General features: G+C 63.6%; 21 protein-coding genes. 12 read left to right on the top strand and 9 right to left on the bottom strand.

From position 1 onward, the window contains the following. Positions 1-18 precede the first annotated feature (18 nt). Both B9N88_RS24390 and pvdM read right to left on the bottom strand, forming a co-directional pair. A complete protein-coding gene (locus B9N88_RS24390; RefSeq protein ID WP_027606553.1) occupies positions 19-1,290 on the bottom strand; it encodes a pyoverdine-tailoring periplasmic protein PvdN in 1,272 nt (423 codons plus the stop codon). An 18-nt stretch (positions 1,291-1,308) separates the two neighbouring features. Further along, positions 1,309-2,658, bottom strand: a complete 1,350-nt coding sequence (pvdM, locus tag B9N88_RS24385) for a pyoverdine-tailoring dipeptidase-like protein PvdM (RefSeq protein ID WP_027606552.1) — start codon at positions 2,656-2,658, stop codon at positions 1,309-1,311. 142 nt (positions 2,659-2,800) lie between these two features. On the opposite strand from pvdM, the gene B9N88_RS24380 reads away from it, so the two are divergent. Beyond that, positions 2,801-4,432 (top strand): pyoverdine maturation tyrosinase PvdP, encoded by a 1,632-nt coding sequence (locus B9N88_RS24380; RefSeq protein WP_027606551.1) that lies wholly within the window; start codon positions 2,801-2,803, stop codon positions 4,430-4,432. Here the strand turns inward: B9N88_RS24380 and B9N88_RS24375 are convergent. Next, entirely contained in the window at positions 4,368-5,651 is a 1,284-nt protein-coding gene (locus B9N88_RS24375; protein WP_051429371.1) for a methionine gamma-lyase, read from the bottom strand. The genes B9N88_RS24380 and B9N88_RS24375 overlap by 65 nt on opposite strands. Before the next feature lie 123 nt (positions 5,652-5,774). Here B9N88_RS24375 and B9N88_RS24370 point away from each other — a divergent pair, with 123 nt between their 5' ends. Together B9N88_RS24370 and B9N88_RS24365 are read left to right on the top strand one after the other, a co-directional pair. Further along, positions 5,775-6,245, top strand: a complete 471-nt coding sequence (locus B9N88_RS24370) for an Lrp/AsnC family transcriptional regulator (protein WP_027606550.1) — start codon at positions 5,775-5,777, stop codon at positions 6,243-6,245. A gap of 100 nt (positions 6,246-6,345) precedes the next feature. Beyond that, the gene (locus tag B9N88_RS24365) at positions 6,346-6,783 is read left to right on the top strand and encodes a carboxymuconolactone decarboxylase family protein (RefSeq protein ID WP_027606549.1); all 438 of its coding nucleotides are present in this window, start codon (positions 6,346-6,348) and stop codon (positions 6,781-6,783) included. 180 nt (positions 6,784-6,963) lie between these two features. Here B9N88_RS24365 and B9N88_RS24360 read toward each other — a convergent pair whose 3' ends face one another. Next, complete coding sequence (locus B9N88_RS24360) at positions 6,964-9,111, bottom strand: TonB-dependent siderophore receptor (RefSeq protein WP_027606548.1); 2,148 nt, start codon at positions 9,109-9,111, stop codon at positions 6,964-6,966. A gap of 170 nt (positions 9,112-9,281) precedes the next feature. On the opposite strand from B9N88_RS24360, the gene B9N88_RS24355 reads away from it, so the two are divergent. Further along, entirely contained in the window at positions 9,282-10,061 is a 780-nt protein-coding gene (locus B9N88_RS24355) for an acetoin reductase (RefSeq protein WP_027606547.1), read from the top strand. A gap of 68 nt (positions 10,062-10,129) precedes the next feature. Here B9N88_RS24355 and B9N88_RS24350 read toward each other — a convergent pair whose 3' ends face one another. Then, on the bottom strand, positions 10,130-11,989 hold the full coding sequence (locus B9N88_RS24350; protein WP_027606546.1) for a sigma-54-dependent Fis family transcriptional regulator: 1,860 nt from the start codon (positions 11,987-11,989) through the stop codon (positions 10,130-10,132). A 309-nt stretch (positions 11,990-12,298) separates the two neighbouring features. Here B9N88_RS24350 and B9N88_RS24345 point away from each other — a divergent pair, with 309 nt between their 5' ends. Genes B9N88_RS24345 through B9N88_RS24335 form a run of 3 tightly spaced genes read left to right on the top strand, consistent with a single transcriptional unit; the run spans position 12,299 to position 15,422 of the window. Further along, a complete protein-coding gene (locus B9N88_RS24345; protein WP_027606545.1) occupies positions 12,299-13,276 on the top strand; it encodes a thiamine pyrophosphate-dependent dehydrogenase E1 component subunit alpha in 978 nt (325 codons plus the stop codon). Positions 13,277-13,302: 26 nt separating this feature from the next. Further along, complete coding sequence (locus tag B9N88_RS24340) at positions 13,303-14,322, top strand: alpha-ketoacid dehydrogenase subunit beta (protein WP_027606544.1); 1,020 nt, start codon at positions 13,303-13,305, stop codon at positions 14,320-14,322. Beyond that, positions 14,319-15,422, top strand: coding sequence for an acetoin dehydrogenase dihydrolipoyllysine-residue acetyltransferase subunit (locus B9N88_RS24335; RefSeq protein ID WP_027606543.1), 1,104 nt, complete (start codon positions 14,319-14,321; stop codon positions 15,420-15,422). Before B9N88_RS24340 ends, B9N88_RS24335 begins: the two co-directional genes overlap by 4 nt. 114 nt (positions 15,423-15,536) lie before the next feature. On the opposite strand, the gene B9N88_RS24330 is transcribed toward B9N88_RS24335, so the two are convergent. Further along, positions 15,537-16,424, bottom strand: a complete 888-nt coding sequence (locus tag B9N88_RS24330) for a helix-turn-helix domain-containing protein (protein ID WP_027606542.1) — start codon at positions 16,422-16,424, stop codon at positions 15,537-15,539. A gap of 138 nt (positions 16,425-16,562) precedes the next feature. Between B9N88_RS24330 and B9N88_RS24325 the strand changes: the two genes are divergently transcribed. Genes B9N88_RS24325 through B9N88_RS24310 form a run of 4 tightly spaced genes read left to right on the top strand, consistent with a single transcriptional unit; the run spans position 16,563 to position 20,792 of the window. Further along, a complete protein-coding gene (locus tag B9N88_RS24325) occupies positions 16,563-17,921 on the top strand; it encodes a glutamine synthetase family protein (RefSeq protein WP_027606541.1) in 1,359 nt (452 codons plus the stop codon). 22 nt (positions 17,922-17,943) lie between these two features. Then, positions 17,944-19,032: a polyamine ABC transporter substrate-binding protein gene (locus tag B9N88_RS24320; protein ID WP_027606540.1), complete on the top strand. Its 1,089-nt coding sequence runs from the start codon at positions 17,944-17,946 to the stop codon at positions 19,030-19,032. After that, positions 19,029-20,324: an NAD(P)/FAD-dependent oxidoreductase gene (locus tag B9N88_RS24315; RefSeq protein ID WP_027606539.1), complete on the top strand. Its 1,296-nt coding sequence runs from the start codon at positions 19,029-19,031 to the stop codon at positions 20,322-20,324. Before B9N88_RS24320 ends, B9N88_RS24315 begins: the two co-directional genes overlap by 4 nt. A gap of 57 nt (positions 20,325-20,381) precedes the next feature. Beyond that, on the top strand, positions 20,382-20,792 hold the full coding sequence (locus B9N88_RS24310; RefSeq protein ID WP_027606538.1) for an SRPBCC family protein: 411 nt from the start codon (positions 20,382-20,384) through the stop codon (positions 20,790-20,792). A 70-nt stretch (positions 20,793-20,862) separates the two neighbouring features. Here the strand turns inward: B9N88_RS24310 and B9N88_RS24305 are convergent, their stop codons facing one another. Together B9N88_RS24305 and B9N88_RS24300 are read right to left on the bottom strand one after the other, a co-directional pair. After that, positions 20,863-22,257 carry a sensor histidine kinase gene (locus tag B9N88_RS24305; protein ID WP_027606537.1) on the bottom strand — a complete coding sequence of 465 codons (1,395 nt, stop codon included), beginning with the start codon at positions 22,255-22,257 and terminating at the stop codon, positions 20,863-20,865. Beyond that, on the bottom strand, positions 22,235-22,918 hold the full coding sequence (locus B9N88_RS24300; protein WP_027606536.1) for a response regulator transcription factor: 684 nt from the start codon (positions 22,916-22,918) through the stop codon (positions 22,235-22,237). Before B9N88_RS24300 ends, B9N88_RS24305 begins: the two co-directional genes overlap by 23 nt. Before the next feature lie 324 nt (positions 22,919-23,242). On the opposite strand from B9N88_RS24300, the gene B9N88_RS24295 reads away from it, so the two are divergent. Continuing rightward, positions 23,243-24,148: a hypothetical protein gene (locus B9N88_RS24295; RefSeq protein WP_027606535.1), complete on the top strand. Its 906-nt coding sequence runs from the start codon at positions 23,243-23,245 to the stop codon at positions 24,146-24,148. A 98-nt stretch (positions 24,149-24,246) separates the two neighbouring features. Here the strand turns inward: B9N88_RS24295 and B9N88_RS24290 are convergent, their stop codons facing one another. Then, positions 24,247-25,470 carry a multidrug effflux MFS transporter gene (locus tag B9N88_RS24290; protein WP_043293615.1) on the bottom strand — a complete coding sequence of 408 codons (1,224 nt, stop codon included), beginning with the start codon at positions 25,468-25,470 and terminating at the stop codon, positions 24,247-24,249. Positions 25,471-25,555 lie beyond the last annotated feature (85 nt).

Raw genomic sequence — 25,555 nt, 5'->3', positions numbered from 1 at the left:
CAAAGGGAAAAAGGCGCGTCACAACCGCTGGCTGAGCAGGGTCATGAAGCGCTGGATTTCGTCGGAGTTGTTGAGCAGGCCGGGCGCCGTGCGGATCACCGGGCCGACGTCGCGGTCCACCGCGTCGATCACCACGCGGTTCTTCTGCATATAGGCCGCCACCCGATCACTGTCCTGGCCCTTGACCCGGAAGAAGGTAAAGCCGGCAGACAGTTCGGGGCTGCGCGGCGTGACCAGTTCGATCTGCGGGTGTGCCAGCAATTGCTCCTTGAGTTCGGCGTTCAGCCCATGGATGCGCGCCTGGACCGGCGCCTTGCCCAGTTGCAGGTGCAGCTTGAAGGCCTCATCCGCGGCCCAGCGATGCTCGAAGGCGTGATAGCCGCCGGGGGTCATGATGGTGGCGAAGTCCTTGTCTTCGGAGAAGGTCGGCACCATGGGCGTGACGTAGGTGTTTTCAGGGTTGCGCGCGCACACCAGCCCGGTACCCCGCGGACCGAACATCCATTTATGGGTACCGGCGATAAAGAAGTCGCAATGCATGTCGGGGAAATCGAGGTTTTCCACGCCGAAACCATGCACGCCATCCACCACATAGAGGAGGCGGTCCTTGTCGTCGCGGTTGCGGTTGTGCGCCGCCACCAGCTTGCCGATCTCGCCGATGGGCAGTTTCACGCCGCTGCCGGACTGTACCCAGGTCATGCCCAGCACGCGGGTGTTGGGTCGGATATTGCGCTGGATATTCCCCAGCACTTCATCGGCAGAGACCTGGCTGGCCCGCTCGAACAGCTTGATCCGGCGCACCTGGGTGCCTTCCTTGAGTACGCGAAAATCCAGCACGTTCTGGGTCGCGTAATGCTCATGCACGGTGGTGAGGATTTCCTGGTCCGGGCGCACCTTGATGCCGCCATAGATCATCGCCAGGCCTTCGGAGGTGCTGCCGGTCAGGGCGATCTGCGCCGGGGTGGCCTTGAGGTAGCGGCCGGCCCATTCGCGTACCTGGCCTTCGCGCTTCCAGGTTTCCTCCAGGTCCCAGTCCATGGCGAGCCCTGGGTTGCGGTCGATCTGGGCGCGGTAACGCTCGATAGCCTCGCGTACCGGCCTGGGGTGCGAGGCCACCAGGAAGTTGGAGAAGTGCAGGTAATCCGGGTCCTGGTTGAACAGCTGCTTGAACCCCGTCCATGGGTCATCCGTGGTGGTGGCAGCCAGTGCCTGCGGGATGAGTGCAGCGCCCAATGGCAGGCTGGCGGCGAATACCCCGGCCTGCTTGAGAAACGTACGGCGGTCAGTCATGGACTTGCTTCTAGGTGATTAGCGGTTGGCCAAGGGTCTGGCGGCTTTTTGTACCTGGTCCCACACCCGCAGGAAGTTGCCTCCCCACAGCTTGGCGATGTCGGCTTCGGAGTAGCCGCGCTGGATCAGTTCGGCGGTGACGTTGCGGATTTCGCCGACGTTGTTCCAGCCGTCGATACCGCCGCCGTCGTTGAAGTCCGAAGCGATGCCGACGTGATCGATCCCGATCTTGCGCACGGTGTAGTCGACGGCGTCGCCCCAGTCCTTGAGCGTGGCCTTGGGTTCTTCCTCAAGAATCCCGTACAGCCCTTGGGCGTACTGGCCGAACTTCTGCTCCGGCCATGCCGCGATGATCGCGTCCCCCGGCATCAGGGCCATGGCCAGGTTGGGCAGCGGCGGCAGGTCGAAACGCGCGCGCAGGGTGTTGAGTTTGTCCTGGGTCGGCTGGCTCAGGGGGCGTATGTAGGCCGGGAAGCCCACCACCTGCACCACGCCGCCACTGTTCTTGATCAGTTGCAGTTCCTTGTCGCTGAGGTTGCGCGGGATGTCCACCGACGCGCGCGGTGCCGAGTGGGACGCCACCATCGGCGTGCGACTCAGGTGCGCGACTTGCTCCAGGGCCTTGGTCGACATCTGCGACACGTCAATGATCACCCCCAGGTCATTGAGGCGCTGCACTGCTTGCTTGCCGATGTCCGACAGGCCTTCGAGGGCATCGACGGAATCATTGAAAAACGGCAGTGGGCGCGATGAGTCGGACCAGGTGTTATTGCCGATATAACTGAAGCCGAACATGCGCATGCCCCGGGCGGCCCACAGGTCCAGCTGGTTCAGGTCATTGCCCAGGGGGTAGGCGTTGAGCATGCTGATAAAGATCGCGAACTTGCCTTCGCCATGCAGGCGTCGAAAGTCATCCGGGGTATAGGCGATGCCGACTTGATTGGGAAAGTCACGCACCATGCCGGAGATGATCTTGTAGCGCACCTCCTGCTCGTGGCGGGCTTCCTCGACAAAGCCGTCAGTGGGCTTGTGCGGGGCGTTGGGGCCATTCCAGATTTCCGGCCAGCCGAAGATCGTCAGGGCTGCGCCGGACAAGCGACCGCGTGCCGCCTTGGCCAGGTCGAACTGGCCGCTGCCGTCCTTGTCCGCCTCGTTGCCGGCGGTGCCGAAGTCCATGGGCACGGTGATGTGGCTGTCGAACGACAGCAGGCGGTCCTGCAGTTCATTGGCCTGCTTGATCACGGCGAGCGGGTAGCCGGCATTGCCCTTGAACCAGTGATCCCAGGCCAGGAAGCCTGCGCCGGCACCGATGGCCAGTGCCAGCGGCACGCCGATGTACAGCGCCTTTTTCGAACGTGGTTTTGTCATTGCCATCTCAGTCAGTTGAGGCCTTCGCTATCAGGGAAGAACGAGTGGTGCGCGGGGAAATTTAGGCGGCGCGGGCAGGGCGGTAAATTTCCCCGGCCTGCAAACGTTCTAGCTCTGATAAAGCCGTTTCCTAAGGTAGACAATGACCATCTCTCGACGTGGGTTCATCGCAGGCCTGGCGCTGACCGGCGCGGCTGTGCCGGCCGCTTTCTATGCCCATCGCGAGTTGACGCGCGAAGAAGAATTCCCCATCACCCCCGGCGAAGCCACCGTGGACCTGGCCGACACCGCCGGGCAGCACCTGGCCAACACCTTGCGCGGGGTGTGGCGCCTGCGCCTGGAAGGCCGCGACGCCGGCCTCAAGGGCCTGCCGCTGCAAGGCCTGGAACTGTTGCTCGACATCGCCCCCCGTGGCCGTGGCCTGCGCGGCTACCTGGACACCGCCGCCAACCTGCGCAGCGAAGGCGAACCGCGCTACCGCGTGCTGGGTGACCTGCTGACGGGCGAGGGCGCCTTGCTCTACTGGCGCCTGATCGACCGCGATGCCCTCGACGGCAGGCCCGCCTATGAGTTCAAGATGACCCTCGATGAAGTCTGGGCCGACTTCGCCAACGCCGGCAGCGGCACCCTCAGCGGGCACATCCTCGATCTGGATCGCCCCCTGGCTTTGACCGAACGTGACAACCGCTTTATCGCCCACAAACAGCTGTTTCCCGAAGCCCGCCAACGCATCGGCCTCAACCCGACCCTGCTGGCCTGGCTGATTGCCCCGGAGCACCGCCTGTTTCACCAGCTGTGGCACGCCACCCGTGACCAGTGGCACAAACTCTCCGAAGAAAAACGCGACGCCCTGCGCGGCATCGGCTGGCAACCCGGCCCGCGCGGCAAGGAGCGTGACGCCCGTGGCAAACACAAAGACCGCAACGGCTCGGGCATCGATTTCTTCTTCATGCACCGGCATATGCTCGGCACCGCGCGTTCCATGCAGGATCTGCCCTCGTGGCCCGTATTCCCCGAACCGCAACCGGCGCTGGAGCGCGACCGCCTAGGCTTCCTGCGTTACTTCGACAACCACGACGGCTTCGCGCTGCCGCCCGCCTGGTCAGCCCCGGACGACAGCGAATACACCCAGTGGGTTAGCGACATCAAGGCCGCCGAGACCTACCACAGCAACTTCCAGGTCTGGGAATCGCAGTACCGCGACCCGCGCTACCTGGCCAGACTGACCTTGGGCCAACTCGGCTCCGAAATGGAACTGGGCCTGCACGACTGGCTGCACATGCGCTGGGCCTCGGTGCCCCGCGACCCGTCCAACGGCGCGCCGGTCCCCCTGGCCCGCGACCCGGCAGACTTTGCCCCGCGCTGGTACGCGGCGGAAAACGACTTCCTCGGCGACCCGTTTTCATCCCATGTAAACCCGGTGTTCTGGCACTTCCACGGCTGGATCGACGACCGTATCGAAGACTGGTATCGCGCCCACGAACGCTTCAACCCCGGCGAAGTCAGGCGCCTGGACGTCAACGGCGTGGCCTGGTTCGCCCCGGGGCGTTGGGTCGAAGTCGACGACCCGTGGCTGGGCCCGGACACCCATGGCTGCAGCACGACCCCGGGGTTGCAGATGGGCAAGTCGATGGAGATGGACCCGGAGACCATGAAGCTCGCCTTGCGCATTACCTTTGGCGAGGACGAGCACCTGTTGCAGGGCCTGTTCAAGCGCGTGCCGAAGCGGCCTTGGTATGCGCGGCATTTGAAGGTGAGGGTGCGAGAGGCTTGAGCGCTTGGCGTGGCAAGGCGCGGGTGCACTTGGCCAGCGCCTGCTGCACGTCCGCCAACAGGTCGGCGACGTCCTCAAGCCCCACCGATAAACGCACCAGGCCTTCGCTGATACCGTGATGCGCGCGTTCTTCAGGGGTGTAGGTGCTATGGGTCATGCTCGCCGGGTGCTGGGCCAATGACTCGGCGTCGCCCAGGCTGACCGCGCGGGTGAACAGCTTGAGGGCATTCATGAAGCGTCGTCCGCTGTCGATCCCGCCCTTGAGTTCGAAGGCGATCATGCCGCCGGCCTGGCTCATCTGCCGCGCCGCCAATGCGTGTTGCGCGAAGCCGCGCAGCCCCGGATACGTCACCCACTCCACGGCGGGATGCGCCTGCAAGGCTTCGGCCACGGCCTGGGCGTTGCTGCAATGGCGGTCCATGCGCAGGGCCAACGTCTTGAGGCCGCGCATTAACAGCGAAGCGTCCTGGGGCGACATCACCGCGCCGGTCAAGTCCTTGAGGCCTTGCAGGCGAATGCGCTGGGCCAGGGCCTGGTTGCTCACGGCGATGCCGGCGGTGATGTCGCCATGGCCGCTGAGGTACTTGGTGGCCGAGTGCACCACCACATCGGCGCCCAGTTCCAGGGGGCGTTGCAGGTACGGCGTGCAGTAGGTGTTATCCACCACCACGGTCACGTTCGGCTGTTGATGGGCGAGGGCGGCCACGGCGGCGATGTCCACCAGTTGCAGGGTGGGGTTGGCCGGGGTTTCGCAGTAGATCATGCGGGTGGCGGGGCTGAGTGCCGCTTGCAGGGCCGCCAGGTCGGTGAGGTCCACGTGGCGCACCTTGATGCCGAATTCGCCGATACCGTGATGCAGCAGGGCGAAGGTGCAGCCGTAGAGCGTCTGGCTGACGATCACCTCATCGCCTGGGCGCAGCAGGGTCCAGAACGTCGCGGCAATCGCGCCCATGCCCGAACTGAACGCCACCGCCGCCTCGCCGTTTTCCAGGCTGGCCATGCGGGACTCCAGCAGCGCCAGGGTCGGGTTGGAAATGCGCGTATAGAAATGGCCGCCGGCCTCGCCGGCGAAACAGGCGGCGCCGTATTCGGCGGTGGGAAAGGCAAACGTGGCCGACAGGTAGATCGGCGGCACGAGTGCGCCGTGGTGGTCCTTGGGGTCGTAGCCGTGGTGGATGGCACGGGTGGAAAAGCCGAATGCATTGTGTTTAGTATTCATGTCGGGCGCTCCTTATTTCCTACAATGCTATGCTTATAACCACGGCCGTATTTTCCAAACTTTGCCGACAAATCCCTTGTCCTGGGATGAAAACTCGCTAAAAACAATAAACAGAGGCACGTCATGCCCATCACGCTGGATCGCACCGACAAAGCGTTATTAAACGCCCTGCAGGGTAATGCCCGTTTAACCGTGGCCGAGCTGGCCGACCGCGTGTCCCTGACCACTTCACCGTGCTGGCGACGGGTCAGGAACCTGGAGGAAAGCGGGGTGATCAGCGGCTACCAGGCGATCCTCTCGCCCAAGGCGCTGGGGTATGGGGTGACGGCGTTTGTCAGCATCATGATGGAGAGCCACACCCAGGAAATCGCCCGGGCGTTCGAGCAACGCCTGTTGGATATTCCGGAAATCGTGGCCTGTCATAACGTGTCGGGACGCTATGACTTTTTGCTCGAGGTGGTGGCCAGGGACCTGGAGTCGTTCGGCGAGTTTGCGCGGGAGGTGTTGCAGACGCTGCCGTGCGTCAAGGAGATCTATTCGAGTTTTTCCTATAAGTCGGTGCGACCGTTGCGGGTAATTCCATTACCAGGTTGATCGCGCCATTGGTCACCTGTTCTTCCCCGTAATTGGCTATTTCTCCCCTACGGCCCGGTGGCTAACCTAGCCACCACTTCCCACCGTTCCGGAGTTCCCCATGCAAGCCCGTACCGATTTCTACACCGCTTCCCCAGACGCCATGAAAGCCATGCTCGCCCTGGAAGCCGCCGTCGGCAAACTCTCCATCGAACTGCCATTGCTGGAGCTGATCCGCCTGCGGGTCTCACAGATCAACGGCTGTGCCTTTTGCCTGGACATGCACACCGCCGATGCCCGCAAGGGTGGCGAGACCGAGCGTCGCCTGTACACCTTGTCGGCCTGGCGCGAAACGCCATTCTTCACCCCGCGTGAACGCGCGGCATTGGCCTGGGCCGAGAGCCTGACGCTGCTGAGCCAGACCCACGCCCCGGACTCAGACTTCACCGCGCTCGCCGCCGAGTTCAGCCCCCGGGAGCAAGTCGACCTGAGCGTGGCCATCGCCACCATCAACAGCTGGAACCGCCTCGCGGTAGGTTTCCGCAAGATGCCTGAATAAGGCGGTTGAAGACGGCTCTTTTGTGGTGAGCGGGCTTGTCCCGCGCTGGGCTGCGCAGCAGCCCCAAAACCAGGCGCAGAGGAGTGCCTGATATACCCCATTCGTCTTCATCAGGGGCGCTTCGCACCCCAGCGCGGGCGGTGCGACGATTCGCAAGCCCGCTCGCCACAGCAGTAAGTGTCAGAAGTTCACCGAAGCACTCAGGCGCGCCGTCAGCGGCGCGCCCTGGAACAGATAGTCATCGCCCATGTACTCGCCCGCGTCGCGCCAGTAGCGCTTGTCGAACAGGTTGTCGACGCTCAGGCGGAACACCGTCTCGTAGCCGTCGACCCGGGTGGTGTAGCGGCTGCCGACGTTGACCACCGCGTAATCCCCCACCTCCACATTGCCGCTGCGATTGGCGTACTTCTTGGCGCTGTATTGCACGCCGCCGAGCACCGCCAGGCCATTGACCCACGGCAACGCATAATCGGCGTACACACTGGCGCGCAGCTTGGGCACGTTGATCGCCTGGTGGTCTTCGTATGCCGGTGTGCCGCTGCCGCTGACCCGTGCACGAATCGCCGCCACGCTGGTGGAAATCTGCAGGCGCTCGGTGGCCCAGCCGTTGGCCGACAGTTCCACGCCGGTGTTTTTCTGTTCGCCCTGCTGCACGTAGGTGAACTGGCCGGCGCCATCCGGCTTGGCGTACTGGTAGGCCTGGCGCGTCTGGAACACAGCGGCGGCGAAGCTGATGCGACGCCAGTCGTATTTCACCCCGGCCTCGATTTGCCGCGAGGTGGTCGGGGCCAGGGTTTCATCGGCGTTGCTGGCAAACCAGGGGGCGGTGCCGCCCAGGGACAGGCCTTTGCTGTAGCTGGTGTACAGCGAGATGTTTTCCACCGGTTTGTAGATCAACGATGCCTGGGGCAGGAACACGTATTGCTGGGTGTGGCGGGCCTGGTTGCCAGTGACGCCGTCGAAAGCTTTTTCATCCAGGCGCACTTCGCGGCCACCGAGGAGGGTTTGCCAGTGCTCGTTGAGGCGGATGCGGTCGGTGATGAACAGGCCATACTGGCGGCTGTCGAGGGTGCGATGGCTGTCGTTCAACGGCTTGTCGGTGGGCGTGAACGTCGGCGCGTCAGCGTCGATATTGGCCGTGCCGATGTACTCGTTGACGGACTTGCGCTTGTCGATCACCCGGCGAAACGCGCTGGTGCCGAAGGTCAGTTCATGGCCGATGCCTGCGGTGTCGAACAGGCCGGTCATCGCCGCCTGGACTTCATCGTCACGGCGGGTGTCGTCGGGGCTGCGGTAGTCGTAGACGTCGTAGTTGCCTTCGGGCGTGAAGTGGTTGCCGACACCGTTGGTGTCGCCGCCCCAGGCAAACGAACTGTAGTCATCGATCACCACCTTGCTGCGCGCGGCGCTGACGCTGCCTTTCCACTGGTCGCTGAAGCGGTATTCGAACGTGCCGTTGAGGTTCAGCGAATCGATGCCGACCTGCCTGGAACCGCTCTGGTGGCCCAACAGTTTTTTCGGCGAGGCGTCGTGGGGCACCTCGGTGCCGCCCAGCAACTGGTAGCCCGGTACCGAGCGCTGTTGTTTGTTCTGGTATTCCGCGTCCAGTTGCAGCACCGCGTCGGGGCTGATGTTCCAGTCGAAGGCCAGGGACACGAAGTCGCGCTGGCCGTTGGCGTGCTCCACATAGGCATTGAGGTCTTCATGGGTGACGTTGGCCCGCAGGCCGAATTGCTGCTCGCTGCCAAACCAGCCACCCACATCGGTGGCGATATAGCCACTGCCGCGGTCATCGGTGGACACCGTCACCTGGCGCACGTCTTCCGGACGCTTGGTCACGTAGTTGATCACGCCGCTGGGCTCGGAAATCCCGCTCTGCAAACCGGCCAGGCCCTTGAGCACTTCCACCTGCTGCTTGTTTTCCAGGGCGACGTTCTGCTCGCCGGTGATGGTGCGCCCGTTGATCTTGTAGCTGCTCGCCGCATTCAGCGAGAAACCGCGCACCACGAAATTTTCGTAGTAGCCGATGGGGGCGTAGCTATCGCCCACCGAAGCGTCGTTGCGCAGCACTTCACTGAGCAGGCGCGCTTGCTGGTCCTTGATCAGCGCCGCATTGATCACCGTGATCGAGGCAGGAGTGTCCAGCAGCGGCGCCTCGTTGAAGCCGCCGACCGAGGCGGTGTCTGCGCGATAGCCTGACGTGTCCTCGCCCTGGACTTGCAACGCCGGCAGCTCGAGTTGTGCCGCCCAACTGTTGCCGATCCCGCCGCTGAGCAGCAGGCCGAGGGCGAAACGTGTACTGACGACAGGACGAAAACGCAAAACCATGGGGGAGGGCCTTAAAGCGCAGGGCGGGGGGCGCATAAGCTAGGCATAACCGCCCGGTTTTACAAGTGAGACGTCCCGTCTCAGCCCGCCCACTGAATGACGTGCCTCTCGACAGCCTGCGTGCCCACCTGCGATAGACAGGACTTCTCTAACCCTTGCAGGAGATCATCATGGGTATCGCTGGAAAAGTTGCACTGGTGACCGGCGCCGGGCAGGGCATTGGTCGGGCCATCGCCCTGCGCCTGGCACAGGACGGTGCCGACATCGCCCTGGTCGACATCAATGGCGCCAAGCTCGAAGCCGTGGCCGCCGAAGTCGTGGCCCTGGGGCGCAAGGCCTCGGTGTTTATCGCCGACGTGTCCAAGCGCGACCAGGTGGTGGCGGCGGTCGAACACGCACACCAGGCCCTCGGCGGCTTCGACATTATCGTCAACAACGCCGGGGTCGCGCAGATCGACGCGCTGCTGGACGTCAGCCCGGAACAGGTCGAGCGCACCCTGGGCATCAACGTGCAGGGCGTGTTGTGGGGTATCCAGGCTGCAGGCAGGAAATTCAAGGCGCTCAAGCAGAAGGGCAAGATCATCAATGCCTGTTCCATCGCCGGCCACGAAGGCTTCGCGCTGCTGGGCGTGTACTCGGCCACCAAGTTCGCCGTGCGCGCCTTGACCCAGGCGGCGGCCAAGGAACTGGCGAGCGCCGGGATCACGGTCAACGCCTACTGCCCGGGCGTAGTGGGCACCGATATGTGGGTGGAGATCGACAAGCGCATGGCCGAGATTACCGGCGCCGAAGTGGGGGCGACCTACAAGCAGTATGTGGATGGGATTGCCTTGGGCCGTGCGGAAACGCCGGAGGATGTGGCGGGGTTGGTGGCCTACCTGGCCGGGCCGGACGCGGATTACATGACCGGGCAGGCGCCGTTGATCGACGGTGGGCTGGTTTATCGCTGATCTCCCAAGGCCTAGGGTGTGAAATGTGGGAGGGGGCAAGCCCCTCCCACATGGGTGACCCTGTTGTGTCAGTGCTTGCCGGGCATGTCGATGCCCAACCGGTTGACTCGGCGGTACAGGGTGGCCCGGGAAATCCCCAGCGCCTGCGCCGTCGGCAACGGCTTCCAGCGATGCCGGATCAAGGCATCCAGTACCACTTGGCGTTCCGGGCTGACGCTGTGTTCGACCAGCGTCTCGACCTGCTCCCCACGCACTTCCACCGGCAAGTCCGCCAACTGGATGGTGCCGCCTTCACACACCGCACAGGCATACGCCAGCACATGGTGCAGCTGGCGCACATTGCCCGGCCAGGCATAGCCCAGCAGGCGTTCCAGCGCGGCCTGGCCGATGCCGACCGAGATGCCGCTGCCGCGTGCTTGCTGCTCCACCAGCCGGTTGATCAATGCCAGCTTGTCGCTGCGCTCGCGCAGCGGCGGCAGGCAGAAGCGTGCGCAGCCGAGGCGGAAGTACAGGTCTTCGCGAAAGCGCCCGTCGCTGACCAGCACGGCCAGGTCGCGGTGGCTGGCGCAGATCACCTGAATGTCCACCGTGCGGGTCTTGGCCCCGCCCAGGGGCGCGACTTCACCCTCGGCCATCACCCGCAGCAGGCGCGTCTGCAACGCCAGCGGCATATCGCCGATTTCATCGAGGAACAGGGTGCCGCCATCGGCCTGCACCAACAGCCCCGGCATGCCTTTGCTGGAGGCACCGGTAAAGGCTCCGGCCACGTAGCCGAACAGCTCGCTTTCAATCAGGTTTTCGGGGATCGCCGCGCAGTTCACCGCGACAAAGGGGCCTGTTCGCCGGGCGCTGCGTTCGTGCAGTTGGCGGGCGAAAACTTCCTTGCCGGCGCCGGTTTCACCCTGCACCAGCACCGGCAGGTTGCGGTCCTTGACGCGCACGGCCAGGCGCAGGTGTTCTTCCACCCGTGGGTCGACCTGGGTGTGCGCAACGGGCCGTGCCGGTTTGCGGCGCGGGGCGTTGACCCGCACGTGCAGCACGCCAGGCTCGCCCAGCCATTGCAGATGTTGGGTCGATTGATCGGTGGCCGCGCGCAATGCATCCAGGTCGAACACCTCGCCGATATGCGCCGGCACCTGGCCGAAACGCCGGCGCAGTGCCTGGCGCGCCTTGCTGTTCAGCGCGTGCAGGCGCCCATCCTGGTCCCAGGCCAGCAGCAGGTCGGGCTGGCTGTCCACATAGCCCGGTGTGCTGTGGGCCTGGAGTACCCAATGCTCGCGGGCGCTGTGCATGAAGAAGGCGTTTTCGATGGCCTGGGCACTCTGGGCCACCATCTGCCGCACCAGGTGCTGGCTGCGCCGGTCATCCGGGGATTTGAGCGCCGAGGCATCCATCACCCCCAGCAGGTTGCCCTGGGGGTCGAAGATCGGTGCGGCGGAGCAGGTCAAACTGATGAAGGCGGCGCGGAAGTGGTCGCGCTTGTGCACGGTCACTGCGGCTTTGCTGGTCAGCACCGTGGCCACGCCGCAGGTGCCTTCCTCGGCTTCCGACCAGCAGGTGCCGAGGTACAGGCCGGCTTTGCGGCAGTCGCTGCGAATGGTGCTGTCGACGCGGTGGTCGATGGTCTGGCCCTGGGCGTCGGTGAGCATCACGCAGTAGTCGGCGTGGCGCACCCGGTGGTGCAGTTGCCCGACTTCTTCGCCGGCGATGCGCATGAACAGCTCGGCGCGTTCGCGGCATTCCTTGAGCAAGGGTTCGGTAAGGATACGGGGCCCCTGCAGCGAGCCGGGGTCGAGGTGGTGTTGTTCCATGGAGCGCCGCCAGGAATCGAAAATCAGCGACGGCACCGGCGCCTGGGGCAGGCGATCGGCATTGCGGACCACGCGACTGACGCAGTCGACGTGTTCCCTGGAGTTCGCGGCGAGCATAAGGCCTCCGGTTCTCGATCTTTGTTGTTATGCCCGCCATTAAGCGCCCGTGGGCGCGAGGGGACAAGGGCGACCTGACCAACAGCCCCGCGTGAGACGCGGCGTCTCATTCCGGCCGAGACGCCGCCTGCACAGTGCAATGCACCGTCTCATTCTGCACAGGCATACCGTCCCGGCACAACCGCACGGCACTGCTCTGGATCAAGGCTTTGCCAGGTTTCATCGCACCTTGGCACAGGCTGTGCTGAACCACTTGCAACTGGCCGCAGCCAGCCTTTTGTGTGTCGAGACAACCTGGAGAACAATAAGATGTCCACCCACCTGTCCACCGATCAATTGCTGCATGCCTACACCGTGATGCGCACCATCCGTGATTTCGAAGAACGCCTGCATGTGGAATTCGCCACCGGCGAGATCCCCGGTTTCGTGCACCTGTATGCCGGCCAGGAAGCCAGCGCAGCCGGGGTCATGGCCCACCTCAACGATGAAGATTGCATCGCCTCCAACCACCGTGGCCATGGCCATTGCATCGCCAAGGGCGTGGATGTGTTCGGCATGATGGCCGAGATCTACGGCAAGAAAACCGGGGTGTGCGGCGGCAAGGGCGGCTCCATGCACATCGCCGACCAGGAGAAGGGCATGCTCGGTGCCAACGGCATTGTCGGGGCCGGTGCGCCGTTGGCGGCGGGCGCCGCGCTGGCCTCCAAGCTCAAGGGCAGCCAGGGCGTGGCGGTCGCATTTTTCGGCGACGGCGGCTCCAACGAGGGCGCGGTGTTCGAGGCGATGAACCTGGCGTCGATCATGAAACTGCCGTGCCTGTTCGTCGCCGAGAACAACGGCTATGCCGAGGCCACCGGTTCCGGCTGGTCGGTGGCGTGCAAGGACATTGCCGAGCGGGCGGTGGGCTTCGGCATGCCGGGGGTGATTGTCGATGGCAATGACTTCTTTGCCGTACACGCGGCGTTGGGCGTGGCGGTGGAGCGTGCGCGCCAGGGCGACGGGCCGACCTTGGTGGAAGTCAAGCTGAGCCGCTTCTACGGCCACTTCGAAGGCGATGCACAAACCTATCGTGGCCCGGACGAGGTGAAGAACCTGCGCGAATCCCACGACTGCCTCGCACTGTTCCGCCAGCGCTGCAATGCCGAAGGCTGGCTCGATGCCGCGCAGTTCGAACGTATCGACGGTGAGGTCGCGCAGTTGATCGACGACGCCGTGCGCCTGGCCAAGTCCGATCCCAAGCCCCAGGCCGCCGACCTGCTCAGTGATGTCTACGTCGCCTACCGCTAATAACTACAAGACTCGGAGAGAATTTCATGGCTCGCAAAATCAGCTATCAGCAGGCAATCAACGAAGCCCTGGCCCAGGAAATGCGCCGGGACCAGAGCGTGTTCATTATCGGCCAGGATGTCTCCGGCGGCACCGGTTCCCCCGGCGAGCAGGACGCCTGGGGCGGTGTGCTGGGCGTGACCAAGGGCCTGTACCCGGAGTTTCCGGACCGGGTACTCGATGCGCCGTTGTCCGAAGTCGGCTACGTCGGCATGGCCGTCGGCGCCGCCACCCGTGGCATGCGCCCGGTGTGCGAATTGATGTTCGTCGACTTTATCGGCTGCTGCCTCGACCAGTTGCTCAACCAGGCCGCCAAGTTTCGCTACATGTTCGGCGGCAAGACCACCACGCCGCTGGTGGTGCGCGCCATGTACGGTGCCGGCCTGCGCGCCGCCGCCCAGCATTCGCAGATGCTCACCTCGATGTGGACGCACATTCCCGGGCTCAAGGTGGTGTGCCCGGCCACGCCCTATGACGCCAAGGGCATGCTGATCCAGGCGATCCGCGACAACGACCCGGTGATCTTCCTCGAACACAAGATGCTCTACAGCCTCCAAGGTGAGGTGCCGGAAGAGCTGTACACCGTGCCCTTCGGCGAAGCCAACTTTGTGCGCGAAGGCCGCGACGTGACCCTGGTGACCTACGGCCGCATGGTGCATATCGCCCTGGAAGCCGCGGCCAACCTGGCACGCCAGGGCATCGACTGCGAAGTGCTGGACCTGCGCACCACCAGCCCGCTGGACGAAGACAGCATCCTCGAGAGCGTGGAGAAAACCGGGCGCCTGGTGGTGATCGATGAGTCCAACCCGCGCTGTTCCATCGCCACCGACATCAGTGCGTTGGTAGCCCAGCAGGGCTTCTCGTTTCTGCGTGCGCCGATCGAGATGGTCACCGCGCCGCACACGCCGGTGCCGTTTTCCGATGCGCTGGAAGACCTGTACATCCCCAACGCCGCGAAGATCGAGGCCGCCGTGCTGAAGATCGCCGACAAGAGGAACGCCGCATGATCCATACCTTGACCATGCCCAAGTGGGGGCTGTCGATGACCGAAGGCCGCATCGACGTCTGGCTCAAGCAGCCCGGCGACCGGGTGGAGAAGGGCGAGGAAGTGCTGGACGTCGAGACCGACAAGATCTCCAGCAGCGTCGAGGCGCCGTTCAGCGGTGTGTTGCGCCGCGTGCTGGCGCTGAGCGACGAGACCTTGCCGGTGGGCGCGCTGCTGGGGGTCGTGGTGGAAGGCGAGGCCAGCGAGGCGGAGATCGATGCGGTGATCGAAAGCTTCAACGCCGGGTTCGTCTCAAGCAGCGCCGAAGCCGAAGCCACCGGGCCGAGTGCGCAGAAGGTCGAGGTGGGCGGGCGTTTGCTGCGCTATCTCGACCTGGGCGAGGGCGGCACGCCGCTGATGCTGGTGCATGGTTTTGGCGGCGACTTGAACAACTGGCTGTTCAACCAACCGGCCCTGGCCGCCGAGCGCCGGGTGATCGCCCTGGACCTGCCGGGGCATGGCGAGTCGGGCAAGCATCTGCAAACCGGTGACGCCGAAGAGCTGAGCCAGGCCGTGCTGGCCTTGCTCGATCACCTCAAGCTCGACCGCGTGCACCTGGCCGGGCACTCCATGGGCGGCTTGGTCAGCCTGACGGTCGCCCGTCAGGCTCCGGCGCGCGTTGCCTCGCTGACCCTGATCGCCAGCGCCGGGCTGGGGGCGGATATCAACGGCGATTATCTGCAAGGTTTCACCGAAGCCAACAACCGCAACGCGCTCAAGCCGCAACTGGTGCAACTGTTCAGCGACCCGGCGCTGGTGACGCGGCAGATGCTGGAGGACATGCTCAAGTTCAAGCGGTTGGAAGGGGTGGACCAGGCGCTTCGTCAGCTCAATGCCCAGTTGTTCGAGGGTGGGCGCCAGCGCCTGGATTTGCGCAACGTAGTGGGGGAGCAACCGAGCCTGGTGATCTGGGGCAGTGACGATGCAATCATCCCGGCCGACCATGCCCAAGGGTTGGAGGCCCAGGTGGAGATTCTGCCGGGGCAGGGGCATATGGTGCAGTTGGAGGCGGCGGAACGGGTTAACCAACTAATCTCAACCTTCCTGAAATCCCAGTCTTGAAATGCAATTCAATGTGGGAGGGGGCTTGCCCCCGATTGCGGTAGTTCAGATACAGAGATGTTGACTGAGCCATCGCCATCGGGGGCAAGCCCCTCCCACATTTTCAGATGCATTTCAGATTGAGCGCTTCAGGGTTTCGCTGGGCAGTTCCTTGAACAACGCTCGATAGCTGTTGGAGAACCGCCCCAAATGCCAGAACGACCAGTTCATGGCCACCTCGGCCACGGTCGTTCCGGCACCGCTCAACAATTCCCGCCTTGCCCCGTTCAACCGGCGCAGGCGCAACCACTGCGCCGGGCTCATCCCGGTGTAGGTCTTGAACCCTTGCTGCAACTGGCGCAGCGGTACGCCGGCAATCCGCGCCAGTTCCAACAGGTTGACGGTTTCGTCCGGCGCATCCGCCGCCCACTCGCCTATGCGCGCCATCAAGCGGCGTTCTTCACTGCGCTTTTGCAATGAGCTTCGGTCCAGGCACACGCAGGCGTTGTCGAGGATGAACAGGCAGTCGTCGAGCAACTGCCGGGTGAGGGACACCGGGTCGATGTCCGTGGACAAGCGCGTCAGGGTGCCACTGAGCCAACGGCTGAACAGCGCGTTCTGCTGGCAGGCCAGCGGCGCCATGAACAGGCCTTCCAGTGTGGCCACGTCAAGGCCATGGTGCTGCACGAACTGCGGGCCGAACACCACCGCCACTTCGCGGTAGTTTTCCGGGGTGATCCAGGTGTTGCGGCTTTCGCCATTGAGCAGATACAGCGCGTTGTCGCTGCCATCGAAACAGAACGCCAGCGCGCCCGGCGGTGCGTTGAAGTGCTGCTCCACACGGGTGTTCATGCTCTCTTCGTACACCTGCACACCGTGCAGGTCGAGGTAGCGGACGCGCCCGGCGAAATGCCCCGGGGACATCTGCTGGTATTGCTGCACCCAGCCGGGTGTCGCACGGCATTGGGTGGCCACATCAGCGGTGGTGAAGGCCTGTACGCGCAAAGCGGTTGCCTGGGTCATGGGGGATCCGTGCGCACTCTATTGGTGCGCTGTGGGGCGTGCAAAGTGGATAGATGGCCTGTGAAGGCTGGCCCAAGATAGACCTCAATGCGCCGCGAGTACAAGGCGGCGCAGCACCCACCCCATGACGAGGTCCTTATGAACGCCCCCTTCGATCAGCTGTACACCTGGCTGAAAGAACACAAGATTACCGAAGTCGAATGCGTGATCAGTGATTTGACTGGCATCGCACGCGGCAAGATTGCGCCCACCAACAAGTTCCTGCATGAGCGAGGCATGCGCCTGCCGGAAAGTGTATTGCTGCAAACGGTAACCGGGGACTTTGTCGACGACGAGATCTACTACGACCTGCTGGACCCGGCCGATATCGATATGGTCTGCCGCCCGGTGGCCAACGCGACCTACGTGGTGCCGTGGGCCATCGAGCCTACCGCGATTGTGATCCACGACACCTTCGACAAGCATGGCAACCCCATCGAACTGTCGCCGCGCAACGTGCTGAAGAAAGTCCTGCAGCTCTACACCGACCGGGGCTGGCAGCCGATTGTCGCGCCGGAAATGGAGTTCTACCTGACCCAGCGCTGCGAAGACCCGGACCTGCCGCTGAAAACCCCGATTGGCCGCTCCGGCCGTGCGGAAACCGGGCGCCAGTCGTTCTCCATCGATGCGGCCAACGAGTTCGACCCGCTGTTCGAAGACGTCTACGACTGGTGCGAAGCCCAGGGCCTGGACCTCGATACGCTGATCCATGAAGACGGCCCGGCGCAGATGGAAATCAACTTCCGCCACGGCGATGCCCTCGACCTGGCCGACCAGATCACCGTGTTCAAGCGCACCCTGCGCGAAGCCGCGCTCAAGCACAATGTGGCCGCCACCTTCATGGCCAAGCCGGTGGCCGACGAGCCGGGCAGCGCCATGCACCTGCACCAGAGCGTGGTGGATATCGCCACAGGCAAGCCGGTGTTCGTCGACGCCGACGGCAACATGAGCCCGCTGTTCCTGCACCATATCGGCGGCCTGCAGAAGTACATCCCCAAGCTGTTGCCGATGTTCGCGCCCAACGTGAATTCGTTCCGCCGCTTCCTGCCGGATACCTCGGCGCCGGTCAATGTGGAGTGGGGCGAAGAAAACCGTACCGTCGGCCTGCGCGTGCCCACCTCGAGCCCGGATGCGACGCGCGTGGAAAACCGCCTGCCGGGCGCCGATGCCAATCCCTACCTGGCCATTGCCGCCAGCCTGCTGTGTGGCTACCTGGGGATGATCGAACAGATCGAACCCAGCGCCCCGGTAGAAGGCCGCGCCTATGAGCGCCGCAACCTGCGCCTGCCGTTCACCCTCGAAGACGCCCTGGCGCGGATGGAGGACTGCGACACGGTCAAGCAGTACCTGGGCGACAAGTTCGTGCGCGGCTACGTCGCGGTCAAGCGCGCCGAGCACGAGAATTTCAAGCGGGTGATCAGTTCCTGGGAGCGCGAGTTCCTGCTGTTGAGCGTCTAAAAAACACAAAAGGGGTGTCGATATGCGTCTTGTGAACAAGCTTCTTCCGCTGGCCCTGGTGGCCGCGTTCAGCGGTGCCGGCCAAGCCGCGCCGACGGTGAGCGTCTACAACTGGACCGACTACATCGGCGAGACCACCCTGGCGGATTTCCAGGCCAAAACCGGCATCAAGGTGATCTACGACGTGTTCGATTCCAACGAAACCCTGGAGGGCAAGTTGCTCGCCGGTCGCACCGGCTATGACGTGGTGGTGCCGTCCAACCACTTCCTGGCGCGCCAGGTAAAGGCCGGCGCGTTCCTCAAGCTCGACCGTTCGCAGTTACCCAACTTCAAGAACCTCGACCCCAAGCTGCTCAAGCTGCTGGAGAAAAACGACCCGGGCAATGCGCACTCGGTGCCGTACCTGTGGGGTACCAACGGCATCGGCTACAACGTCGACAAGGTCAAGCAGGTGTTGGGCATCGACCATATCGATTCATGGGCGGTGCTGTTCGAGCCGGAAAATCTCAAGAAGCTCAACCAGTGCGGCGTGGCCTTCCTCGACTCGGCGGATGAGCTGTTCCCGGCGATCCTCAACTACATGGGCAAGGACCCGCGCAGCGAGAACCCCGAGGACTACCAGCAGGCCGAGGCCAAGCTGTTGACGCTGCGGCCGTACATCACCTACTTCCATTCCTCCAAGTACATTTCGGACCTGGCCAACGGCGATATCTGCGTGGCGTTCGGCTATTCCGGCGATGTATTCCAGGCGGCCAACCGCGCCAAGGAAGCCAGGAACGGCGTGAATATCGCCTACTCGATTCCCAAGGAAGGCTCCAACCTGTGGTTCGACCTGCTGGCGATCCCGGCCGATGCGAGTCACCCGAAAGAGGCCCATGCCTTCATTAACTACCTGCTCGACCCTGAAGTGATCGCCAAGGTCAGCGCCTCGGTCGGCTACGCCAATGCCAACCCGGCGGCGAAGGCGTTCATGGCCCCTGAACTGGTGAACAACCCCGAGGTGTACCCGTCCCAGGCCGTGCTCGACAAACTCTATATTTCCACCACGCCGACCCCGGCGACCATGCGCCTGATGACGCGCGCCTGGAGCAAAGTGAAGACCAACAAATGACCCCATCCAGCGACCACGCCCGTTCCTACTACCTTGCCTCGGCGAATGCCATGCCGGAGCGCCCGGCACTGGGCGCCGACCTGAGCGCCGATGTGTGTGTGATCGGCGCTGGTTTTACCGGGGTCAACACCGCTATCGAACTGGCCCAACGCGGGCTCTCGGTGATCCTGCTGGAGGCCCGGCGTATCGGCTGGGGCGCCAGCGGGCGCAACGGCGGGCAGTTGATTCGCGGGATCGGCCACGATGTGTCGGGGTTCGCCAAGTACGTGGGCGAGGAGGGCGTGCGTTACCTGGAACGGGCCGGGATCGAGTCGGTGGCCCTGGTGGGCGAGCGCATTCGCGAGCACGGGATCGACTGCGACTTGCGCTGGGGGTTTGCCGAGCTGGCCAACACCCCTGCACAGTTCGCTGCGTTCAAGGGCGAGCAGGACAGCCTGGCGCGCCTGGGTTATGTGCATGAAACCCGCCTGGTGGGCCCGCAGGACATCCGCGACGTGGTGGATTCGACGCAGTATGCCGGCGCCTTGGTGGACATGGGCTCCGGGCACCTGCACCCGCTGAACCTGGTGCTCGGCGAGGCGCAGGTGGCCGAGTCCCTTGGGGTGCGGATCTTTGAGCACACCGAAGTGCTGGAACTGATCCACGGCGACACGGTGCAGGTGCGTTGCGCTGGCGGCACGGTACGGGCCGCCAGCCTGGTACTGGCCTGCAATGCCCATCTGGAAGAACTGGAACCGCGCCTGAGCGGCAAGGTGCTGCCGGCTGGCAGCTACATCATCGCCACCGAGCCGCTGTCGGTTGCACAGGCCAATCAGTTGATCCCGCAGAACCTGGCGCTGTGCGACCAGAAAGTCGGCCTGGATTACTACCGGTTGTCCGCTGACTGTCGCCTGTTGTTCGGCGGCGCCTGCCATTACTCGGGGCGCGATCCCAAAGACATCGCGGCCTATATGCAGCCCAAGATGCTCAAGGTGTTCCCGCAATTGGCCGACACCGCCATCGCGTTCCAGTGGGGCGGCAGGATCGGCATCACCGCCAATCGCTTCCCCCAGGTCGGGCGGCTCAAGCAATACCCGAATGTGTTCTACGCCCAGGGCTATTCCGGGCATGGGCTCAACGTGACCCACTGGTGCGCGCGGCTGCTGGCCGAAGGCATACACGCGGGCCACAGCCAGGGCCTGGATGTGTTCAGCCAGGTGCCGCACATGACCTTTCCCGGCGGCAAGGCGTTGCGCTCGCCGCTGCTGGCGTTGGGAATGGCGTGGCATCGCTTGCGGGAATTGATGCATTGAAGTCCGGGGCGTGGCAGGCTGTGCACGACGTTTTCCTACGACTTTTGGAGATTTAGCGTGCCAACAGCATCTGCAGTGATTGAAATCCCGGTATCGGCCGAGACGGTCTGGCACTTGGTGGGTGGCTTCAACAGCCTGCCGGACTGGCTTCCGTTTATCGCCAAGAGCGAGCCTGGTGAAGGTGGCCGCGTGCGCCATCTGACGACCGCCGACGGCGGTGTGATCGTCGAGCGTTTGCAGACCTTCGATAACGTCGGGCGTACTTACAGCTACACCATTGAAGAGTCGCCGTTTCCGGTGAGTGCTTACCTGGCGACGTTGCAGGTTGAGGCGCTGACGGAGTCGTCGGCGAAGGTGACGTGGTCCGGTGTGTTTACCCCGGCGGCGGGTACCACGGAGGCGGCGGTGGAAGAGCTGTTTGCCGGGGTTTACAAAGGCGGGGTCGAGGCGTTGCGCGCCAACTTCTGAGACGATCTACCCGGCAATGCAAGACTCATGTGGGAGGGGGCAAGCCCCTCCCAGATTGACCGAGGTGAACTCAGGCTTCGGGCATCAGTTGCTGGCGACACTCCAGCACCAGGCGCGCGCCGCCTTGCTCGCTGGTGCCCACTTCCAGCTTGAACCCATGCAAGTTGATGATCGCGGCCACAATCGACAGGCCCAACCCAAACCCGCCTTGCTGGTCGCCTTCATCCACCCGATAAAAGCGCTGGAACACCGCATCGCGTTCCGCCGCCGGTATGCCGGGCCCGGAGTCGTGCACTTCGATGCGCGTGCTGCCGGCATCGTTGAGTCCCCGCAGGATCACTGCGCCGCCCGCTGGAGAGAACTTGATGGAGTTGCTCAGCAGGTTGGCCAGGGCTTCGAACAACAGGGCGCGGTCGCCGGTGATCCATGGCAGGGACTCGGGGACTTCGAGTCGCAACTGCAATTCGCCTTCCTCGGCCAGGGGCAGGTAGAAGTCATGCAACTCGCGCAGCAGCGGCAGCGGGTCCATCACCAGGAAACCGGAACGGCGCTGGTGGTCTTCCAGCTCAGAGATACGCAGCAGCCCGCGAAAGCGCGCCATCAGGGTGTCGGTCTCGGCGATGGCATCGTCCAGTTTCACCGCGTAGCCGGAGTCCTGCTCGGCCTCCTGGCGGATGCGGTAGAGCTGCGCGCGCAGGCGGGTCAATGGGGTGCGCAGGTCGTGGGCGATGTTGTCGCACACGCCCTTGACCTCGTTCATCAGTTTCTCGATGCGGTCGAGCATGGCGTTGACGATGGCCGCGAGCATGTCCAGTTCGTCACGCCGGTTGGACAGCGGCAAGCGGTGGGTGAGGTCGCCGGCGACGATGGCTTCGGCGCTGGCCTGGATCCCGCGGATCCGGCGCAGCGGGCGGCGGCGCAACAGATGCCAGCCGGCGGCGCCGGGGATAATGGTCAGGGACAGCGCCCACAGCAGGGCATGCCAGATGATCCGTGTCACACCGAACAGCGAGCCATTGGCGCGCACCAGTACCAGCCAGCGGCCGTCGTCGGTATGGCTGGCGACGGCGTCGCAGCTGTCCTTGGGCAGTTTGGGGTCGTCGGAGTCGACGCAATTGGCCAGGGTGTGGATCTTGCCGTCCAGCGGCAGGTCGGAGGGAATCGCGCGGATCGGCCCGCTCAAGGGGCGGAACTGCTCATCGAACAGGCCGTAGGCGTCCACGCCCTTCATGTCGAAGGTCATGCTGGTGGTCAACGCTTCCACCAGTTCTTCGCCGTCGAAGCGCTGGAACAGGTGCTGGCGTTGCATCAGCGAATGGCGCGACAGGTCACTCAGGTAACCCGAGACCTCGTAATACAGCACCCCCATGAGGATGCAGCTCCAGGCCACGAACAACGAACTGTAGAGCGCCAGCAAGCGGCTGCTGGATGAACGCCAGCCCTTAGAGGGGTTCAGCAATGACATAACCGGAACCTCGTACCGTGCGGATCAGCGGCGGGAGGCCCGGTGGATCGATTTTCTTGCGCAGGCGGCCGATGTGCACGTCGATCAGGTTGGTGCCCGGGTCGAAGTGATAACCCCAGACTTCCTCGAAGATCATCATCCGCGACAGGATCTGGCCGGTGTTGCGCATCAGGAATTCCAGCAGTTTGTATTCGGTGGGCAGCAGGCTCAGGGGCTGGTCGGCGCGGCTGGCTTCGCGGCTGATCAGGTTCAGTTCCAGGTCGGCCACGCGCAGGGCGGTTTCGAACTCCTTGACCGTGCTTTTGCGGCGCAGCAGCACTTCGACACGAGCGGCCATTTCGTCCGAGGCGAAAGGCTTGGTCAGGTAGTCATCACCGCCGGCGCGCAGGCCACGCACGCGCTCGTCGACGTCGGAGAGGGCACTGATCATCAGGATCGGCGTCGATACGCCGATGGTGCGCAGGGTGGTGACGATGGCCAGGCCATCGAGTTCCGGCAGCATGCGGTCGAGGGTGATCAGATCGTAATCACCACTCACGGCACGGACCAGGCCTTCGCGGCCGTTGTCCACCCAATCTACGTCCAGTCCATGGCTACTCAGCTCGGCGACGATCTCGCGGGCCGTTACGGCGTCATCCTCGATGGTCAAAATGCGGGTCATAGGATTACCTGGTGAGCGATTCACACTAGAAGTGAGGGCATTTTGCCAAGAAATGGCTGAACGCTTCCTAAATAAAACTTCATGTTGGCAAAACTGACACAACTTTCATGGCGAGTACCGGCCGGGGAGCAATCTCCTCCCCCAGGGAATGCATTACGCCCGCCTGCACCAGCCATTTCTTGCAAGTTGCATGGTTCAGGCAAGTTCAATTTACTTAACCTGTTGAAATTCAAAGGATTTAATTTTTAGCGCGACTGGCATGCTGCCTGCACTGTCCCTTTTGAGACTTGTAACACTATTTTTCCTGCCGGGAGCACCATAACAATGATCACATCGTCATCCACGCTGCAAGAGTCGAGCGCGCGCTCCGGGGTTTCCTGGGGGGCTATCTTTGCCGGGGCCGCTGCGGCGGCTGCGTTATCCCTGATTCTGGTATTGCTGGGCTTCGGCCTGGGTTTCTCGGCGGTGTCGCCGTGGGCCGACAGCGGCATCAGCGCCAAGGGGCTTGGCATTTCCACGATTGTCTGGCTGGCCTTTACCCAGATCGTCGCGTCCGGATTGGGTGGTTATATCGCCGGCCGGTTGCGGGTGAAGTGGGCCAATATGCATGGCGATGAGGTGTACTTTCGCGACACCGCCCATGGTTTCCTGGCCTGGGCCGTCGCCACGCTGATCACTGCCGTGCTGGTGGTCGGTTCGGTCAGCAGTGTCGTCACCGGCGGCGTGAAAGCCGGTGCCAGCGTGGCAGCCGGTGCGGCCAGCGGTATCACCCAGGCCGCAGGCGGCGCAGCCAAAGGCGCCAACGGTGGCGATTTTGACTACTACGTCGACAGCCTGTTTCGTGATGATCGCCCGGTTGCCGTCAGTGATGACGCTGCCCATGGCGTGGTTGCGCGCATTTTCACCCGCACCCTGAGCAATGACGGCCAACTCGCCGCTGAAGACCGTGCCTACCTGGCCCAGTTGATCAGCCAGCGCACCAACCTCAGCCAGGCCGATGCCGAAGCGCGTATCGACAAAGTCTACGGCGATGCGCGTAAAGCGGTGGAAGACGCCAAGCTCAAGGCCAAGCAAGCTGCAGAAACGGCCGCGAAAGTCGCCGCCTATACCTCGCTGTGGACCTTTGTCGCCCTGTTGATCGGCGCTTTCTTTGCCAGTTTCGCTGCAACCTTTGGTGGCCGTCGCCGCGATGCCGTGGTGTACGTCGAAACCGAAACCTACGTTCGTTAATTCAAGGAGAACACCATGCGCTCATTACTTCTGTGGTTCCTCGGCGTGCCGATCCCGGTGATCATCCTGATCGCAATTTTCATGCACTGATCCCGAGCTCAGCTCGGCCTGATGTGGGAGGGGACAAGTTCCTTCCCACATTTGGGTTTGTGGAGTGTCAGCCAGGTTGCTGCCAACAGTGCGCTGGCAACGGCGGTCATGATCACCAGCGGCTGCGACGTACCGTCGGACAGCAGCCCGGTGGCCCAACTGCTCACGGCAGTGAGGAACATCTGGGTAAAGAAGAACAACCCCGATGCGGTTCCCGCAATCGCACCGTACGGCTGCAACACCGACAGTTGGCACGCCGGAATCACCATCCCCACCGATACCATGATCACCACCATCGGCAGCACGATCGCCAGCCATTGCCCCGGCATGGCGGTGGTGGCCGCTGCAAGTATCACACTGCCCAGCACGTTCAAGCCGATAGCGGCATGGATCAAACGGTCCGGCTCGAAGCGCCGCACCAGCCTGCGGAACAGGTTTGCGCCGAGCATGTAGCCGCTGATGGTGGCCGCGAACACCAGTGCATAGGCCGTGGCCGACAGGTGAAAACCCCGCTGCAGCAGCGCCGACGACTCACTGATAAACGGGAAATAGGTGCTGTACACACAGCCGATCGCCAGGGAATAGCGCAGGAAATAGCGGTCGCGCAGTAACTGGCCGTAGAGGCGCAGCAGGTTGCCCGGCGGCGCGGCGGCGACATCGGCCGGGCGGGTTTCGGGCAGGCGGCGGTACACCACCAGGTAGAGCACTGCACCGATCACGCCGAGCAGTACAAACAGGCCGCGCCAGTCGATGAAGGGCAACATCAGGCTGCCCAGCACCGGCGCGGCCATCGGGGACACGGCCATGGCCATGGAAATCAGGCCGAGCAGGCGCGCCTGTTCATCGCGGTCGAAATAGTCGCGCACGATCACCCGACCGATCACCGTGGTGCAGCATCCGCCCAGGGCCTGGAACAGGCGGGCGATGATCAGCACACCGATGCTGTCGGCCAGGGCGCAGGCCACGGTAGCCAGCACGTACAGAAACAGTCCCGCCAGCAATACGGGACGGCGGCCGAAACGGTCGGTCAACGGGCCGCTGATCAGCAGGGAGATCGCTGAACCGAAGGTGTACAGCGTGAGGGTCAGTTGCAACTGGCTGTCGCTGGTCTGGAAGTAGTCGGCCATGGCGGGCAGGGCAGGCAGGTGCATGTCCAGGGTGATACGTGGCAGGCCGATCAGCACGGTCAGCAGTATCAGCCAGAACCACGGGGAGAGGGCGCGTTGCGTCATGGGAGGCTTCTGTGCAAGGAGTAGAGCCCGGACTCTAGCGGCTTTGTGGTTTAATCCTCAGGGCCGCTTGTGGCAAAAATGATTG

The sequence above is a fragment of the Pseudomonas sp. LAMO17WK12:I1 genome, assembly GCF_900177315.1.
Taxonomy (GTDB): Bacteria; Pseudomonadota; Gammaproteobacteria; order Pseudomonadales; family Pseudomonadaceae; genus Aquipseudomonas; species Aquipseudomonas marginalis.
The sequence above is the reverse complement of the archived record's forward strand: the minus strand, read 5'-3'. Positions and strand labels throughout refer to the sequence as shown.

Excerpts from the sequence above, each read along its gene's own strand:
- B9N88_RS24390 (WP_027606553.1), bottom strand. The coding sequence starts at position 1,290 with ATGACTGACCGCCGTACGTTTCTCAAGCAGGCCGGGGTATTCGCCGCC.
- pvdM (WP_027606552.1), bottom strand. The coding sequence starts at position 2,658 with ATGACAAAACCACGTTCGAAAAAGGCGCTGTACATCGGCGTGCCGCTG.
- B9N88_RS24380 (WP_027606551.1), top strand. The coding sequence starts at position 2,801 with ATGACCATCTCTCGACGTGGGTTCATCGCAGGCCTGGCGCTGACCGGC.
- B9N88_RS24375 (WP_051429371.1), bottom strand. The coding sequence starts at position 5,651 with ATGAATACTAAACACAATGCATTCGGCTTTTCCACCCGTGCCATCCAC.
- B9N88_RS24370 (WP_027606550.1), top strand. The coding sequence starts at position 5,775 with ATGCCCATCACGCTGGATCGCACCGACAAAGCGTTATTAAACGCCCTG.
- B9N88_RS24365 (WP_027606549.1), top strand. The coding sequence starts at position 6,346 with ATGCAAGCCCGTACCGATTTCTACACCGCTTCCCCAGACGCCATGAAA.
- B9N88_RS24360 (WP_027606548.1), bottom strand. The coding sequence starts at position 9,111 with ATGGTTTTGCGTTTTCGTCCTGTCGTCAGTACACGTTTCGCCCTCGGC.
- B9N88_RS24355 (WP_027606547.1), top strand. The coding sequence starts at position 9,282 with ATGGGTATCGCTGGAAAAGTTGCACTGGTGACCGGCGCCGGGCAGGGC.
- B9N88_RS24350 (WP_027606546.1), bottom strand. The coding sequence starts at position 11,989 with ATGCTCGCCGCGAACTCCAGGGAACACGTCGACTGCGTCAGTCGCGTG.
- B9N88_RS24345 (WP_027606545.1), top strand. The coding sequence starts at position 12,299 with ATGTCCACCCACCTGTCCACCGATCAATTGCTGCATGCCTACACCGTG.
- B9N88_RS24340 (WP_027606544.1), top strand. The coding sequence starts at position 13,303 with ATGGCTCGCAAAATCAGCTATCAGCAGGCAATCAACGAAGCCCTGGCC.
- B9N88_RS24335 (WP_027606543.1), top strand. The coding sequence starts at position 14,319 with ATGATCCATACCTTGACCATGCCCAAGTGGGGGCTGTCGATGACCGAA.
- B9N88_RS24330 (WP_027606542.1), bottom strand. The coding sequence starts at position 16,424 with ATGACCCAGGCAACCGCTTTGCGCGTACAGGCCTTCACCACCGCTGAT.
- B9N88_RS24325 (WP_027606541.1), top strand. The coding sequence starts at position 16,563 with ATGAACGCCCCCTTCGATCAGCTGTACACCTGGCTGAAAGAACACAAG.
- B9N88_RS24320 (WP_027606540.1), top strand. The coding sequence starts at position 17,944 with ATGCGTCTTGTGAACAAGCTTCTTCCGCTGGCCCTGGTGGCCGCGTTC.
- B9N88_RS24315 (WP_027606539.1), top strand. The coding sequence starts at position 19,029 with ATGACCCCATCCAGCGACCACGCCCGTTCCTACTACCTTGCCTCGGCG.
- B9N88_RS24305 (WP_027606537.1), bottom strand. The coding sequence starts at position 22,257 with ATGTCATTGCTGAACCCCTCTAAGGGCTGGCGTTCATCCAGCAGCCGC.
- B9N88_RS24300 (WP_027606536.1), bottom strand. The coding sequence starts at position 22,918 with ATGACCCGCATTTTGACCATCGAGGATGACGCCGTAACGGCCCGCGAG.
- B9N88_RS24295 (WP_027606535.1), top strand. The coding sequence starts at position 23,243 with ATGATCACATCGTCATCCACGCTGCAAGAGTCGAGCGCGCGCTCCGGG.
- B9N88_RS24290 (WP_043293615.1), bottom strand. The coding sequence starts at position 25,470 with ATGACGCAACGCGCCCTCTCCCCGTGGTTCTGGCTGATACTGCTGACC.